The organism is Streptomyces sp. NPDC051776, from assembly GCF_040681345.1.
Lineage (GTDB): Bacteria > Actinomycetota > Actinomycetes > Streptomycetales > Streptomycetaceae > Streptomyces.
Window position 1 is genome coordinate 31,438 of sequence record NZ_JBFAYQ010000022.1, and the last position, 14,277, is coordinate 45,714.

Here is a 14,277-nt window from a genome sequence, read left to right on the forward strand (position 1 = left end):
AGCGGCCCTTCCTGAGCACCGCCCGCCGGAGCCCGCGCGCCGAGCACTGTCCTGCCGGAGTCGTGATTTCCGCGAGCCCGCCCGGACGGACCAGCCCGCGGAGAGCCCCAGCCGGGCCCGCCCATCCGCGGCGCGCGGGTCCCGTCTCGTCAGCCGCCCTTCGCCGACGTCACACCCTCCAGGCGGTTGAGGAACACCACTGGCCCCTGCGGCGGTATCCGAACCGCCGACTCCGAGATCCGCGACAGCGACAGCCACTTCCGCGGCTTCCCGGTCACCAGCGCCTTCGCCGTACTGTCCCGGATCTCGCCGATCCGGAAGCCCTCGGCCATCGTCCGCTTCTCCGCGTGGTGCGCCGCGAAGAACGCCAGCGCCCCGCCGTCCGCCAGCCGCAGCGCCACCGGGGCGTACTGCGGCGGCTTCGCCGGTTGGTCGATGTACTCCGTCCAGAACTGCGCGGTCCTGCGCAGCTTCTTGCGCGTCTCGATCTGCCCCGTCGTGGCCTGGCCCTCGGCGAACCTCTTGCCTTTGCCCGCCTTGAGGTAGCGGGTGTACGCGGTGCTCAGCCGCCCCGGAGCCATCGCCAGGCCCCGCGCCGCCCGCCGGGGGACCGGTTCGGCCCAGCCCTCTTCGTCCGTCTTGAACTCCGGCACCTCGTCAGGGCTCAGGATCGACAGATACGCGGCCTTCCACGGCTGCTTCGCGCCGTCCCGGACGAAGAGCAGCAGCCAGCGGTTGTCGTCCCGGTTGCTGTCGGTGTCCGCCAGGAAGAACTTCGGCCAGCCCGCCTGCTTCGGGATCGTGAACTTCGCGTCCGTCAGCTCCAGTTCGGGGTAGTCGGGATATCCCGCGGGACGGGTCTCGCGCTGGGCCTGCACCCCGGGCTGGTTCATCGCCTGGAGCGGCCCCGTTTCGACCCGGGCGAGGGCCGCGGGGTTCGACGTGCGGTACGCGGTGTTGTAGCCCTCGGTGAACTCCTCGAGGGCCTTTGGCGCGTCAGCCTTCGACACCGCCGGGACGATCTCCCGCTCGCCGTGCACCGTCACGCACCCCGTCAGCACCGTCGCCAGCAGGGCCGCGGCCGACAGCAGCACGGTGGTTCTCGGCCGCGTCACGGACTCCGGACCGGTGCTCTTCCGCCTCGGCATCACGGGGCTGGGATGCAGCGCGCTGCGGATCATCGGGGCGGGGCTCCTTCGGGGACTCCTTCGAGGCGGCCTGAGTCGGCGCAACCCTACCGGGGGCGAAGAAGAACGCGAGGGTGGGTACCAGATAGAGCACCCAAACGACGACCTGCAGCACTGTCGGATCCGGCTGGAAGTTCACCGTGCCCTTCAGCAGCGTGCCGTACCAGGTGTCCGGCGGGATGGCGGAGCTGATGTCGAACGCCTTGGTGCCCAGCCCCGGAAGGAACCGGGCCTCCTGCAGATCGTGGAAGCCGTACGCCAGCACGCCCGCCGCCACGACCACCAGCAGACCGCCGGTCCAGGTGAAGAACTTCGCCAGATTGATGCGCAGGGCGCCGCGGTAGAACAGCCAGCCCATCACCACGGCCGTCGCGAGCCCGAGTACCACGCCGATCAGCGGCCGTGACGTGCCGTCGTCGGTCGCCTTCACCGCCCGCCACACGAACAGGGCGGTCTCCAGGCCCTCCCGGCCCACCGCGAGGAACGCGGTCGCCACCAGCGCGCCCGTGCCGACGGCCAGCGCCTGGTCGAGCTTCCCCTGCAGCTCCGCCTTCAAGTGCCGTGCGGTGCGCCGCATCCAGAAGACCATCCACGTCACGAGGGCGACCGCGACGATGGACAGGGAGCCGCCGAGCAACTCCTGTGCCTCGAAGGTGAGCTGCTGGGAGCCGTACTCCAGCGCCGCGCCGAAGCCCAGGCTGAGGGCCACCGCGATGGCGATGCCCGTCCAGATGGGCCGCAGCGCATCGGTGCGTCCGGTCCTGACCAGATAGGCGATCAGGATGCATACGACGAGGCAGGCCTCCAGCCCCTCGCGCAGCCCGATGAGGAAGTTGGCGAACATCAGGCGCCTTTCTTCCCGGTGGCCTCGAAGAGTTCCCGGCCCCACCAGTCGTCCTTGCCCCGGACGCCCGGGGGGACGGCGAACAGGCCCGAACTCACGTGCTGGATGTACTCGTTGAGCTCGTCGCGCGCCAGGCTCTTCTGGACCGGCACGAAACCGGTGCGCACATCGCGCTGGTAGGCGATGAAGAACAGCCCCGCGTCCAGCAGCCCGAGCCCGTCCGTGCCGTCGGTGAACGAGTAGCCGCGGCGCAGGATGCGCGCCCCGCCGTTGCTGTCCGGGTGCGCCAGGCGGACGTGCGCGACCTCGGGCATCGCCTTGAGGTCCGGCTCGTCGCGCTCGCGCCGCTTGCCGTACGGGGCACCATCGCCCTTCGTCCGGCCGAAGATGTCCTCCTGCTCCTTGAGCGAGGTGCGGTCCCAGGTCTCGATGCGCATCCGAATGCGGCGGGTGACGACGTAGCTCCCGCCCGCGAGCCAGGCCGGGCCGTCCTTCTCCGAGACCCATACGTGCTTGCGCAGCGCGGGGGCGTCGGTGCCCGCGATGTTGCGGGTGCCGTCCTTGAAGCCCATGAGGTTGCGCGGGGTCTGCGCGTCGGGGGTGGTGGAGGAGGTCTTGCCGAAGCCGAGCTGGGACCAGCGGATGGCCACCTTGCCGAACCCGATCCGGGCGAGATTGCGGATCGCGTGCACGGCCACCTGCGGGTCGTCGGCGCACGCCTGGACGCAGATGTCGCCGTCGCTGCGGTCGGGGTCGAGGTTGTCGCCCGCGAACAGCGGCATCTCGATCAGCGCGTCCGGCAGCGCGGACTTCAGGCCGAAGCGGTCCTTGCCGTCCTTGACGAACAGCGTGCGGCCGAAGCCGATGGTGACGGTGAGGCGGGACGGCTTGAGGCCCAGGGCCTCGCCCGTGTCGTCCGGCGGCGCCTCCGGTATGCCGCCGACCGCGCCCTCGCCCACAGCACGGCCGGCAGTCATGGCCGCGGCCGCCTTCGTCCACTCCTCGAGGAGGCCGGCCAGCTCCTCGCGCGAGTCGGTCTTCACATCGAACGCGGCGAAGTGCAGCCGGTCCTGCACGGGTGTGGCGATCCCGGCCTGGTGCTCGCCGTGGAACGGCACGGCCGCGCCCTGGCTCGCCACCGCCTGCGCGTCGTCCCCTCCCGAGGACAGCGCGACGGCGGCGCCGCCCGCGGCGGCGGCTCCGAACGCGAGTCCTGCGCCGCCCCATCCGAGGAGGGAGCGACGGGAGGGGGCCTTGGCCCCGCCGTTGGCGTCACTGCCCGCGGTTGGCTCGGCGCCGGGGGTCGGGTCGGTCCTGTCGGCGGTCATCGACGCGTCTCTCCCTGCTGGTTGACGTGCGGTGGCTGTTACTTGACGACGGCCGCGGCGAGCTTGGACAGCGGCTCGGCGAGGGAGTTGACCCCGTCCGACAGCTCCTTGCGCTCGGCCTTGCCCACCTTGTCGTAGGAGGTGAACTCGTACGAGTTCGTGTCCTTCCGGTAGGCGTCGAGGAGCTTGTTCAGCGCGGCGAACTGCCGGTCCAGCTCCTCGACGAGGTCGGGGTCGTTCGCGGCCGCGACGGGGTTCAGCAGCTCGTAGGCCTTCTGAGCGCCCTCGATGTTGGCCTTGAAGTCGACGAGGTCGGTGTGGCTGTAGCGCTCCTCCTCGCCGGTGACCTTGCCGGTGGCGACCTCGTCAAGCAGCTCCTTGGCGCCGTTGGCCATGGAGGTGGGGTTGATCTCGGCCTTGCCCACCCGCTTCTGCCAGTCCCGCAGGTCCTTCACCAGGGTGTCGGCGAGTTCCTTCTCCTTGGCCCCGATCTTCCGGTCCTGCCAGAGCGCCTTCTCCAGACGGTGCCAGCCCGTCCACTCCTGGCCCTTCTCCAGACCGTCCTCGCGCAGGTCGACCTTCGGGTCGATGTCACCGAAGGACTCGGCGACCGGCTCGGTGCGCTCCCAGCCGATGCGCGAGGGTGCGTACGCCTTCTTGGCTCCCTCGATGTCGCCCTTCTTCACCGCCTCGGTGAAGATCTCGACCTTCGGCAGTGTCCCGTCGGCCTGCGCTTGCGCGTAACGGCGGTACTCGGCAACGGCCTTGTCCAGGCGCGGGTCCTGCTTGCTCGGCGCGCTCTCGCCGGTGGCATTCACCTTCTGCCGGATGCCGTGGCCCTTCATGCCGGGCTTGCAGGCGATCTCGTACGAACCGGCCTTCACCTCGGCCGTGATCTCGGCCGTGGTACCGGGACCGATGTTCTCCCGCTCGGTGACGATCCGGTCGCCGGGGGCGTAGATGTAGACCTCGGTCACCTTGCCGCCGGTGTTCTCCACCGCGAGCGTCACATGGCCCGCGGGGAATTCCTTCTTCGAGACCTCGCACGCGGAGTCGGACGCGGTGACCTCGATGGCGTCGGAGCTCTTGTCGTCGCTCTTGTCGGCACAGCCGGCGATCGTCGTGAGGGCCGCTGCGGCGGCCAGGGCGACGGCGGCACCAGAGGGGTTACGGACGGCTCGCATGCGGGCTCCAGGCAGGTTCGGACACTCGGTGGCGGTGGCGGGTGAGGCCGCCCTAACTTATCTGAGGCTTACCTCAATAGCTCCGGGGGGTCCAGTGATCCCCGTCTCACTGCGAATCGCCCGGACCGGCCGTCAGTGGTCCGTGTCATCATGATCGAGGCTTTTGTGTCCGGCTTGCGGACGAGTGCGACATCTGGGGGGATGATGGCTCAAACCATGGCGTTCGGTGTTGTTTTGCGAGAGTTGCGCAGCGCCCAGAAGACGGCCAAGGGCGTCTCTCTGTACTCGCGCCACATCAACCGCCCGGCGGGGCGGGTCATCGCCGCGGCGGCATACCGCATCGGGCTGACGCCCAATCAAGTCACCCTGGTCAGCGCCGCGTTCAGCTTCTCCGCGGTCGCCGCGCTGGCCTTCACCCCGCCCTCGTGGCCGCTCGCGCTCACCGTCTATCTCGGGCTCGCGCTGGGCTTCGCGTTCGACTCGGCGGACGGTCAACTCGCCCGGCTCCGGAAGGAGAGCAGTCCGGCGGGGGAGTGGCTCGACCACGTCGTGGACTGTGCGAAGATCACCGCTCTGCACGCCGCGGTGCTGATTTCCTTTTACCGATTCTTTGACCTGCCGGGGTCGGGCTGGCTGCTGCTGCCGCTCGGTTTCCAGTTCGCCGCCGTGCTGACGTTCTTCGGGGGCCTGCTCACCGACAAGCTCAAGCCGAAGGCCGGGGCGACTGCTCTCCCGGCCGCCCCCTCGCGCGTCAGGGCCGTCGCCCTTCTCCCCGTGGACTACGGCGTCTTCTGTGCGGTCTTCCTGCTGCTCGGCAGCGAGCGGCTGTTCCTGGGGGCGTACACGGCGCTCTTCGCCGTGCACGCCCTCTTCCTGGCGGCCTTCACGGCGAAGTGGTTCCGGGAACTGGCTGCGATACGACCGGCGTGACCGGCTGCGTGGCGAGCACGTCGAGGGCGCGGCGCAGCTGAGTGCTGGACGTGTGCACGGTGTAGGGGAAGTAGACCACCTCGACCCCCACCGCCTTGAAGTCGCGCTCCAGCTTGTCGCCCTTGCGCGTGCCCCGCCAGTCGTCGCCCTTGAAGATCACGTCGAACCTGACCTGTTTCCAGGTCTCCAGCTTGTCCGGCACGGTCTCGACGAACGCGGCGTCCACGAACCGGATGGAGCGGACGATCTCCAGCCGCTCGACCAGCGGCACCACCGGTGCCCGACCCTTGGCCAGCTCGGCCATCTCGTCGGAGACGACCCCCGCCACCAGGTAGTCGCACTGGCTGCGGGCGTGTCTGAGGATGTTGAGATGGCCGACGTGGAAGAGGTCGTAGACCCCGGGCGCGTAGCCCACGGTGTGCGGCATGAATGGAACCCCCCAAAGTGCGATGCGCTCCCCAGCACATCCGGGCACGACGATAGCCCGGCCCTCGCCCTCGTACAGGAACATTGCGAAAGCCGAACAGTCAGAGAAAAACGACATGTTGCACCGGCGGCCGACTCACGACAGCTAGGGTGCATCTGATCGACTCTGGGGGGAGAAGATGCGCCATGGCTGATCATGGGGGGCGGCGTCTGCTGCTGGTGTCCACCAACTACGCGCCCGAGCAGGCCGGAATCGGCCCGTACGCGACGCAGATCGCCGAGCATCTGGCGGCCGAGGGGGACGAAGTCCATGTGCTCGCCGGGATGCCGCACTACCCGGCCTGGCGGACCGACCCCGCCTACCGCGGCGTGTGGCGGACCGAGGAGCGGCGCGAGGGCGTGCTGATCCACCGCAGACGCCACACCGTGCCCGCACGCCAGACCGCGGTGCGCCGGGCCCTGTACGAGGCGTCTATCCTCGCCCACTCACTGGCCGCGCCGCCGCGGACGGGCCGGCCCGACGCGGTGCTCGCCCAGCTCCCCAGCCTGGCCGGCGGCGTCGTCGGGGCGCGCCTGGCGCGGCGGTACGGCGTCCCGTACGTCCCGGTCGTGCAGGACCTGATGGGCGCGGCTGCGGTGCAGAGCGGCATCCGCGGCGGGGGCCGGGCCGCTGCCGCCGCCGGGCGGGTCGAGTCCCATGTGCTGCGCTGCGCCACGCTGGTGGGCGTGATCCACGAGACGTTCGTGGACAAGGTGGCGGCCATGGGTGTCCCGCGCGAGCGCATCCGGCTCGTGCCCAACTGGTCGCACGTCGCCCGCCCATCCCGCCCGCGCGCCGAGATGCGGGCGCGCCTCGGCTGGCGTGAGGGACGCACGGTCGTTCTGCACTCCGGCAACATGGGCCTCAAGCAGGGCCTGGAGGTCCTCGTCGAGGCCGCGCGGCAGGATCCCGCGGTGCACGTCGTCCTCATGGGCGACGGCAATCAGCGGGACCATCTGCGGTCCCTCGGCGCCGGACTGCCCAATCTCCACTTCCTGCCGCCCGCCGAGGAGGGCGAGTTCCCCGATGTGCTCGCCGCCGCCGACGTGCTGGCCGTGACCCAGCGGGCCTCGGTGCTCGACATGAGCATCCCGTCCAAGCTGACCTCGTACTTCGCGGCGGGGCGGCCCGTCGTCGCCTCCGTCGCCGACCGGGGCGGCACGGCCGCCGAGGTCCTCCGCTCGGAAGCGGGAGTTCTGGTTCCGCCGGAGAATCCCTCCGCACTGCTGGCCGCTGTCCGTAAGCTGGCAGAAGACCCCGGCGCCGCGGACGCGCTGGGGGCGCGCGGCCCGGAGTACGTCGACGCCCACCTCAGCCGCGAGGCGGGTCTGGCCCGGATCACAGGGCTGCTCGACGAGGCGCTCCAGGGCCCGCCCGCACGGCCGAGGGGGGCTCGGACATGACAGCGATGACGGATCATGCCGGTGGGGCACAGGCGCACGAAGAACCGGATCTGCTGCGCGACCAGTTCAGGCAACTTCTGCGCTACCGGCTTCTGCTGGTGTTCGGAGTCGTCCTCGGACTGCTCGGCGGCGCCTGGATCGGATTGGCGGGCGGCAAGTCGTACGTGGCCACGAGCGAGGTCACCGTACGGCCCGCCACCATCGACCCCTTCGCACCCGGCAGTTCCACACCCGACAAGCAGGTCAGCATCGGCTCCGAGCGGCAGACCGCGGTCAGCAACGCGGTCGCCTCACGCGCCGCGAAGGACCTCGGCATGCCGGACGACACCGAGCGGCTGCAAGCCGGACTCCAGGTCACCAACCCGCCCAACACGCTGGTGCTGCGCTTCGCCTATACGGACTCCTCGCCGAAAACGGCCGCGAAGCGGGCCAACGCCTTCACCCAGGCCTATCTGGACAACCGCAGGCAGCAGACCCAGTCCCAGATCGACAACATGGTCAAGGGCTACCAGAAGCAGCTCAAGCCGCTGGAGAAGCAGCGCGACGAACTCGCCGACCAGATCGCGGGCCTGGGCGAGGGGCGGAATCTGGACACCACGCTGTCCGTCCAGTCCGGTGTCGTCGGCAAGATCTCCGAGCTGAACTCCAACATCACCAAACTGAAGGCCCTCGACACCACACCCGGCTTCGTGGTGCGCACCGCCACCCCGCCGAACGCGCCGTCAGGACCCGGCCTGCCCATGCTCCTCGGCCTGGGCGCCGCCGTCGGCATCGGCCTCGGCCTCCTCGGCGCGTGGGTGCGCCTGGTCTTCGACCCCACCGTGCGCTCCGAGAGCGATGTCGTACGCGCCCTGCGCGCACCCGTACTGGGCACCCTGCCGCATGCCGGGCGCCGCAAGGGGCCCGGACCGCTCCTCGCCGAAGGCCGGCTCGCGGAGGAGTACCGCTCCGTGGCCTTTCGCCTCGCCTACGACCAGCGGTTCGCCGACCGGCGGCGGTTGATGGTCGTCGCTCCGCGCGGCGGCATCGACACGGCGGCCGCCGCCTCGGTGAACCTCGCCGCTTCCTTCGTCGAGATGGGCCGCGACGTCCTCCTCGTCGAAGCCGACCTGCGCACCCCCTCGCTCGCGGCGCGGCTGCGCGCGGCCGACGGCATCCGGCCCGGCTGGGCCACCCGTACGTCCCCGCGCGGCGACGGCGGATGGCCGACGGGCGAGGAACTCCCCATCGACGCGGGCGAGTCCGGCGCCTTCGACCTCATCCCGGGCGGCCGCGTCCGCAACGTCGCCCGCGCGCTGACCTCGGGAGCGGCCAGCCGTCTCATCGCGACTGCGGACGCACCGGAGGCGGTGGTGGTCGTACTGGCGCCTGCCGTGCTCTCGTACGCCGACGCGATCGCGCTCGCCGACCGTGTCGACGGCGTGCTGGTCGTCTGCGATCCGCGTCAGGTGCGCCGTGACGACCTCGACCGCATCCGCGAACTCATCGACGGCGCGGGCGGCACGGTGCTGGGAGCGGTCCTCCACACAGAGAGCGGCAAGCAGCGCAGGGAGAACGCCCCGTCGAAGGGTGCCCGGCGCCGCACGACGCCGGACCAGGACGTGGCGTCCCCGTCGTCCGTCGCCGACGAGTTGCTGGTCTCGGAGGCCGAGGGCCCGGGCACGCTGGCGCTCCGCGCGGTGGACTCCGCGGACCTCCCGGTCCGCACCCCACGCCGGTGACGCAGGGGCGGCACGGAGGTGGCGCGGGGGAGGGGGAGCAGCCCCGCGGGTCCGTGCACGGGCCGGGGGGCGCGGCCGCCTCAGGGGGCGTACGAGGGGGCGACCCGGACGGCGGCGAGCGGGGGGAGGCCGCAAGGGGGGCCGGAAGGGAGGCCGGTCGCGAGGCCGCGAAGAAGAACTCCCGCCGCCCAGACGGCGGTCGGAGATCTGCCCGCGGAGCGTTCCGCCGGGAATCCGGCGAGGCAGACGCCCGTTGGGGAGCCGCCCGCCGGAACGCCGACCGGAACCCGGGCCGCGGGGACACGGCGAGCACGCGTCCGGGTGGTGGGGACACCGAGGGATGCGGCGGGGCCGAAGGCGCTTGCCCTGGGGAACGGCGCGACGGCCGGGAGGCCGAGGAGTCCGGGGGTGACGGGGAGTCGCGCGACGGGGGGCTCGGGACGCGGCTCGCCGTCGTGGCCTCCGTCGCCGACCAGGGCGTCGCCGCGCTGACGAACATCGTCGTCCTCATCGTGGCCGCGAGGCTCTCCACCGCCGCCGGATTCTCCGCCTTCTCCGTCGTCTACACCGTCTTCACTGTGCTGCTCGGACTCTCCGTCTCCTACGTCGGCCAGGCGCTCGTCCTGGAACGCGGCACGGCGGACGGCGTACGGGCGGCGTGCCGCTCCGCGGTCGGCTTCACCGCCGCGGCCTCCACCGCGATCGGCCTCGCCTCCGCCGCCGCGCTGGCGTTCGTCCCCGGCGGGACCGCCCACGGCCTGTGCGCGCTGGGGCTCGTGCTGCCCGTGGTGCTCACCCAGGACGGCATGCGCTACTGCTTCTCCACTCTCCGGCTGCCGCACCTCGCCCTCGCCACCGACCTCGTACGGCTCGCCGCCGTCGTACCGGCCCTCGCCGTACAACCCCAAGGAGCGGGCCCCGTACGCCTGGTGGCCGTATGGGGACTGTCCGCCGTGCCGGCGCTCCTCGTGGCTGCAGCCCTGCTCTTCCCGCGCCTGCGCGGTCTGCGCGGCGATCCGCGCGGCCTGCTGCGCTGCGGGCATCTGGGGAGGCGCTTCGTGGTGGAGTTCGCGGTCGGCAACGCGTCCAGCCAGCTGGCGATCGTCGGACTCGGTTTGTTCGCCAGCCCCTTGGCAGTCGGCGCCCTCCGCGGTGCGACGACCCTCTTCGGGCCGATGAACGTCCTCTTCAATGCCTCGACCGCCTTCGGGCCGCCGATCCTCGGACGCTTTCCGTCCGCGTCCCGCAAGGTGCGCGCCACCATCGGGCTGGCGGCCGCACTGGCCGGGATCGCCGCCGTCTGGGGCCTCGTCCTCCTCGCTCTGCCCGATCGCCTGGGGCGCCAACTCCTCGGTGACACCTGGGCGTCGTCCTCCGTGCTGCTCCCGGCGACCGGCAGCCAGTACGCGGCCATCGCCCTCGGCACCTGCGCGCTGCTGACGCTCCGCGTCCTCCGGCCCCGGGCGACCCTCCCCATCCAAGTGGTCTTCTCCCTCCTGTCAGTGGGTTGCCTCCTCGTGGGCTACGCGCTGGGCGGCGTCCTCGGCGCGGCCTGGGGCCTTTGCCTCGGCTCCGGCCTCAAGGCGTGCGCGGCGTGGCTGCGCATCGCGTCCGTACGACGTGAACGACCGGCGGCGGACGATACGTCGCGGCCCGCGGGCGACGATGCACCACGCCCCGCGGAGCCGTCCGGGATCAGCCTCCCGGAGACGGTTGCGGACGGTCCTGCGGAGAGCCGACGAAAAGCGGCGGCGGACGACGGAGTCCCGCGGCCCTCCGCCTGACGGCATCCCCGTTCTATCGCAACACCCCCGGAAGACGGGGCCGTTGGCGTACGCGCATGGCAGGGGCGGCAGGAGTCGAACCTACGCCTCACGGGTTTGGAATCCGCTGCTCTGGCCTGGCTGAGCTACGCCCCCTCGATGTCCCCAGCCTGACATCCCGCGTGCGACCGGCCGCCACGGAATCACGTCCCCCCCTGTCTCGCGACCCCTCCCGGGAGCGCCCCTGGGCACGCGGCGACTTCTCCAGCCGCAGGCCGTGTTCCTCCGGCAGTGCCCCCCTTCCGCCGTGCGTCGCGCCGCCCGTGTGCACGCGCAAGAGTCCGCGGACGCTCAACGAGGGCTTCCGTACGAGAATTTGACGGGTCGATCCGCAGGGAGCGGGTGCCGCGCTCGACGCCCTCGACCAGTTCGGTGTGCTCCTCGAAGTCCTCGACGGCCTGGGGCCCGTCGCCACCCGGGCGCTGCGTGCCCGGCTCCGCGGCCGTTCTGTCCGCGCCTCACCCCGTCGTCCCGGCACATCCTGAGCCGTCCTCGCGGACCCGGGCCCTGGCCCGTCCGCGCCCTCGTTCCGCCGCCCCCGCCGCGCGGATCCCGCCGTCCCCGCGCGGTTCCCGCCGTCCCCGCGCGGATTGCACCGCTCCCGCGCGGATTGCACCGCTCCCGCGACGACCCTGGCGATTCGCTCCATACCTCGGCCCGTCGCGCCCGCGCTCTCACGGATTCCGCGCCTCGTACGCCCCCAGCTCCGCGAGGAGTCGGCGGATGAACGACCGCGCCTCGCGGATCTCCTCGTCGGGCAGCTCGGCGCCGAGTGTGCGGTGTATCGCGGACGCCCGGTCCCTGATCCGCTCCAGCGAGTCCCGCCCGCCTGGCGTCAGGGTCAGCAGCGGGGATCCGCGGTGGTCGGGGTTGGACCTGTACTCGGCCTGCCCGAGCGCCACCAGGTCGTTGGCGACGCGCTGGACGTTCTGCCGGGTGACGCCGAGGCGGCGTGCGGCGCGGGCCACGGTGACCGGCTCATCGGACGCCACGCTCAGTACCTGCCACCGGGCCTGGGTGAGCCCCTCGGCCCGGGCCAGCGACTCTCCGGACCTCCGCAGCGCACCAGCCGCCTCGAAGATGTCGGCCACCAGGAGTGCCATCTCGTCTGCCATTGCGCCCTCTCCTTCGACGTCCATGAACACCTCATTTGACAAGTCATTGTCGCTCTGTAAACCTGTTGTCAGTTTACTCGTGATGCAGCACGAAGGGAAGCGGAGCCATGCCGAAGATCGACCTCTACCGAAATGTCCACAAGGGCCAGCGGGCCCGTCTGTTCGCCCTCGCCGTCGACGTCGGGTCCGCCGACCCCGAGGCCATGAAGGACGTGGCCGAGCAGTGCCTGGAGATCACACAGGAACTGCGCGAGCACGCCGACCACGAGGACACCTTCATCCACCCGCTGCTGCGCAACCGGGCGCCCCAAGTCGCCGAGGCCCTGGACGCCGAACACGTCCGGCTCGACGCTGCACTCGCCGAACTCGACGTCCACGCGCGCGCCCTGCCCGCCGTCTCCGCCGAGGAGCGGCCCGACGCGCAACACCGCCTCTATCTCTCCCTGAACGAGCTGATCAGCGCCTACCTGGCCCATCTGCACGCCGAGGAGACCGTGGCGATGCCGGCGCTGTGGAACTACTGCAGCGGCGACGAACTGGGCGCCGCCTTCCAGGCGTTCCTCGACTCCCGTACGCCCGACGAGCGCGCCCTCGACATGCGGCGGATGCTGTTCGCCCTGCCGCCTTCCGTGCGCGCGGAGATCGCGCCCCACGCATAACGCGAAGAGAGCGTGGGAGTCGGTCGGAGCGACGCCGTCAGCGCAGTAGTTTCCTGGGTCCCGAACGGAAGGTCGTCACCAGCGCAAGGCACAGCAGCGCGATACCCACCCGGCCCGACGCCTGGAGCAGCGGACCCCGCAGCAGGATGAAGGCATAGCCCGCGATCAAAGGGATCACGATCGCGAGCACGTTCCCCGGCCGTGGGTCGTCCAGCGTCCGCTCGGTGTAGCGGCGGTCGCCGCGGGCGCACAGATAGCCCAGGCCGAGGAAGCCGCCCGTCATGCCCACCGGGCCGAAGTCCAGCCAGAGTTCGGCCCACAGGGGTGAGGAGAGATTGGTGTTGCTCATCCCCATCCACTGGCCGACCCGGACGCCCGAGTCCAGGGGTTTGCCGTGCCAGACCGACCGCGGCACGAAGAAGAACGTCGAGGCGGTGAGCTGGCGGCCGTAACTGTGCCCGACGCCGGAGTCGACGAAGGTGATGGTGTTGGCGAGCATGCCGACCTGGTCGTAGTCCTTGCGCACCAGCGGGTCCAGGACCGAGGTGGACTCCACCGGGCGGTGGCCGGAGTCGTCGTAGCGGAACCGGTCCATGAACGGGAACAGCAGCAGCGCGGCCACCACCCCCATGGCCAGCGCGGCCCGGTACATCACCGGACTCCGGGGAAAGGCCGTGAACAGGATCGAGAACATCACCGTCAGGAACCAGTAACGCGGATTGGATATGGGGTTGTTGACCAGGACGTTGATCCCCAGCAGCCCCGTCCACATCGCGATCACCAGCGGCCGCCGCCGCGCGTGCCGGGAGGTGACCAGCCAGCGGGTGACGAAGAGGAAGGCCAATAGCGCGGGCACCGTCCCGAAGCCGCGCAGAAACGCCGAGCCGACCTGGGATTCTCCGCCCCCGCCGACCCCGCTGCTCTGGATCCCCTCGCTGATCTCCTGCCGGCTGCTGAAGAAGACCGCGGGGCCGCCAAGTTTGACCACGAACAGAGCGCTCGCCACATACGCCACCGCGACCAGCAGATACAGCCGGCGGCGGCTGACCGAAGCCGTCCGCCGGTTTCTGCGGGGGCGCAGGACGGGCCGGTGGCGGGCGAGGAGCACGCCCACGTCGAACGCGACGCAGCCGCACAGCCCGAGCGACACCGCCAGCACCACGTCCCCGCGCGTCCCGACGACGGGCGTCGGCGTCTGACCCAGCACGGCCTGCGCGAGCGGAGCCACGCCCAGGGCCACGTATACGAACAGCCAGAACGAGCCCTGGATCAGCCGCCTTCGGGCGGTCAGCGTCATCGCCGCGAGCCGGGCGCCCGCGTAGCAGGTGAGCACGAGTTGCAGCCAGTACGCCTCGTCGCGCACGCCCGGGCCGGGCTGTACGGCCACCAGGACGGGGAGGAAGAAGACCAGGCCGAGCACCAGGGGAACGGCCAGCGCGCGCGAGAGCACGGCGCGCGGTGAGACCGGCGGCACCTCGCGCCGCGCGGACGCGGCGTCCGGACCCGGATCGTCCGTGCCGCTCCTGCCGCTCCTGCCGCTCCCGCCGCTCCCGCCTCTGCCTCGGCCTGGATCCGTACTCCGTACGTCGACCGCCATGGCCCCCCACCTCGTTCACC

At 71.3% G+C, this 14,277-nt stretch carries 12 protein-coding genes and 1 tRNA gene; 5 read left to right on the forward strand and 8 right to left on the reverse strand.

The genetic code is table 11. The annotated features are described in order from the left end of the window. Nucleotides 1–149: 149 nt before the first annotated feature. The 4 genes from AB0M26_RS18390 to efeO are packed head-to-tail and all read right to left on the reverse strand — an operon-like array spanning nt 150 to nt 4,543. On the reverse strand, nt 150–1,010 hold the full coding sequence (locus AB0M26_RS18390) for a hypothetical protein (protein WP_365261955.1): 861 nt from the start codon (nt 1,008–1,010) through the stop codon (nt 150–152). Further along, complete coding sequence (gene efeU / locus AB0M26_RS18395) at nt 997–2,031, reverse strand: iron uptake transporter permease EfeU (protein ID WP_365261958.1); 1,035 nt, start codon at nt 2,029–2,031, stop codon at nt 997–999. Before efeU ends, AB0M26_RS18390 begins: the two co-directional genes overlap by 14 nt. Further along, nucleotides 2,031–3,359, reverse strand: coding sequence for an iron uptake transporter deferrochelatase/peroxidase subunit (gene efeB, locus AB0M26_RS18400; protein WP_365261961.1), 1,329 nt, complete (start codon nt 3,357–3,359; stop codon nt 2,031–2,033). Before efeB ends, efeU begins: the two co-directional genes overlap by 1 nt. Nucleotides 3,360–3,397: 38 nt before the next feature. Beyond that, a complete protein-coding gene (gene efeO / locus AB0M26_RS18405) occupies nt 3,398–4,543 on the reverse strand; it encodes an iron uptake system protein EfeO (protein WP_365261964.1) in 1,146 nt (381 codons plus the stop codon). Between the two features lie 201 nt (nt 4,544–4,744). Here efeO and AB0M26_RS18410 point away from each other — a divergent pair, with 201 nt between their 5' ends. Next, nucleotides 4,745–5,473, forward strand: coding sequence for a CDP-alcohol phosphatidyltransferase family protein (locus tag AB0M26_RS18410; RefSeq protein WP_365261966.1), 729 nt, complete (start codon nt 4,745–4,747; stop codon nt 5,471–5,473). Here AB0M26_RS18410 and AB0M26_RS18415 read toward each other — a convergent pair. Continuing rightward, nucleotides 5,427–5,900: an adenylyltransferase/cytidyltransferase family protein gene (locus tag AB0M26_RS18415; RefSeq protein ID WP_365261969.1), complete on the reverse strand. Its 474-nt coding sequence runs from the start codon at nt 5,898–5,900 to the stop codon at nt 5,427–5,429. The two genes, AB0M26_RS18410 and AB0M26_RS18415, sit on opposite strands and share 47 nt — an antisense overlap. 185 nt (nt 5,901–6,085) lie before the next feature. Here AB0M26_RS18415 and AB0M26_RS18420 point away from each other — a divergent pair, with 185 nt between their 5' ends. The 3 genes from AB0M26_RS18420 to AB0M26_RS18430 all read left to right on the forward strand — a co-directional run bounded on the left by AB0M26_RS18420 (nt 6,086) and on the right by AB0M26_RS18430 (nt 10,847). After that, entirely contained in the window at nt 6,086–7,342 is a 1,257-nt protein-coding gene (locus AB0M26_RS18420; protein WP_365261972.1) for a glycosyltransferase family 4 protein, read from the forward strand. After that, on the forward strand, nt 7,339–9,063 hold the full coding sequence (locus AB0M26_RS18425; RefSeq protein WP_365261974.1) for a lipopolysaccharide biosynthesis protein: 1,725 nt from the start codon (nt 7,339–7,341) through the stop codon (nt 9,061–9,063). Before AB0M26_RS18420 ends, AB0M26_RS18425 begins: the two co-directional genes overlap by 4 nt. A 455-nt stretch (nt 9,064–9,518) precedes the next feature. After that, on the forward strand, nt 9,519–10,847 hold the full coding sequence (locus tag AB0M26_RS18430; RefSeq protein WP_365261977.1) for a hypothetical protein: 1,329 nt from the start codon (nt 9,519–9,521) through the stop codon (nt 10,845–10,847). A gap of 57 nt (nt 10,848–10,904) precedes the next feature. Here AB0M26_RS18430 and AB0M26_RS18435 read toward each other — a convergent pair. Beyond that, nucleotides 10,905–10,982, reverse strand: a tRNA-Trp gene (locus AB0M26_RS18435). A gap of 578 nt (nt 10,983–11,560) precedes the next feature. Continuing rightward, the gene (locus tag AB0M26_RS18440) at nt 11,561–12,001 is read right to left on the reverse strand and encodes a MarR family winged helix-turn-helix transcriptional regulator (protein ID WP_365261980.1); all 441 of its coding nucleotides are present in this window, start codon (nt 11,999–12,001) and stop codon (nt 11,561–11,563) included. Between the two features lie 107 nt (nt 12,002–12,108). On the opposite strand from AB0M26_RS18440, the gene AB0M26_RS18445 reads away from it, so the two are divergent. Next, a complete protein-coding gene (locus AB0M26_RS18445) occupies nt 12,109–12,660 on the forward strand; it encodes a hemerythrin domain-containing protein (RefSeq protein ID WP_365261983.1) in 552 nt (183 codons plus the stop codon). A 37-nt stretch (nt 12,661–12,697) separates the two neighbouring features. Here the strand turns inward: AB0M26_RS18445 and AB0M26_RS18450 are convergent, their stop codons facing one another. Next, nucleotides 12,698–14,257 carry a hypothetical protein gene (locus tag AB0M26_RS18450; RefSeq protein ID WP_365261986.1) on the reverse strand — a complete coding sequence of 520 codons (1,560 nt, stop codon included), beginning with the start codon at nt 14,255–14,257 and terminating at the stop codon, nt 12,698–12,700. Nucleotides 14,258–14,277 lie beyond the last annotated feature (20 nt).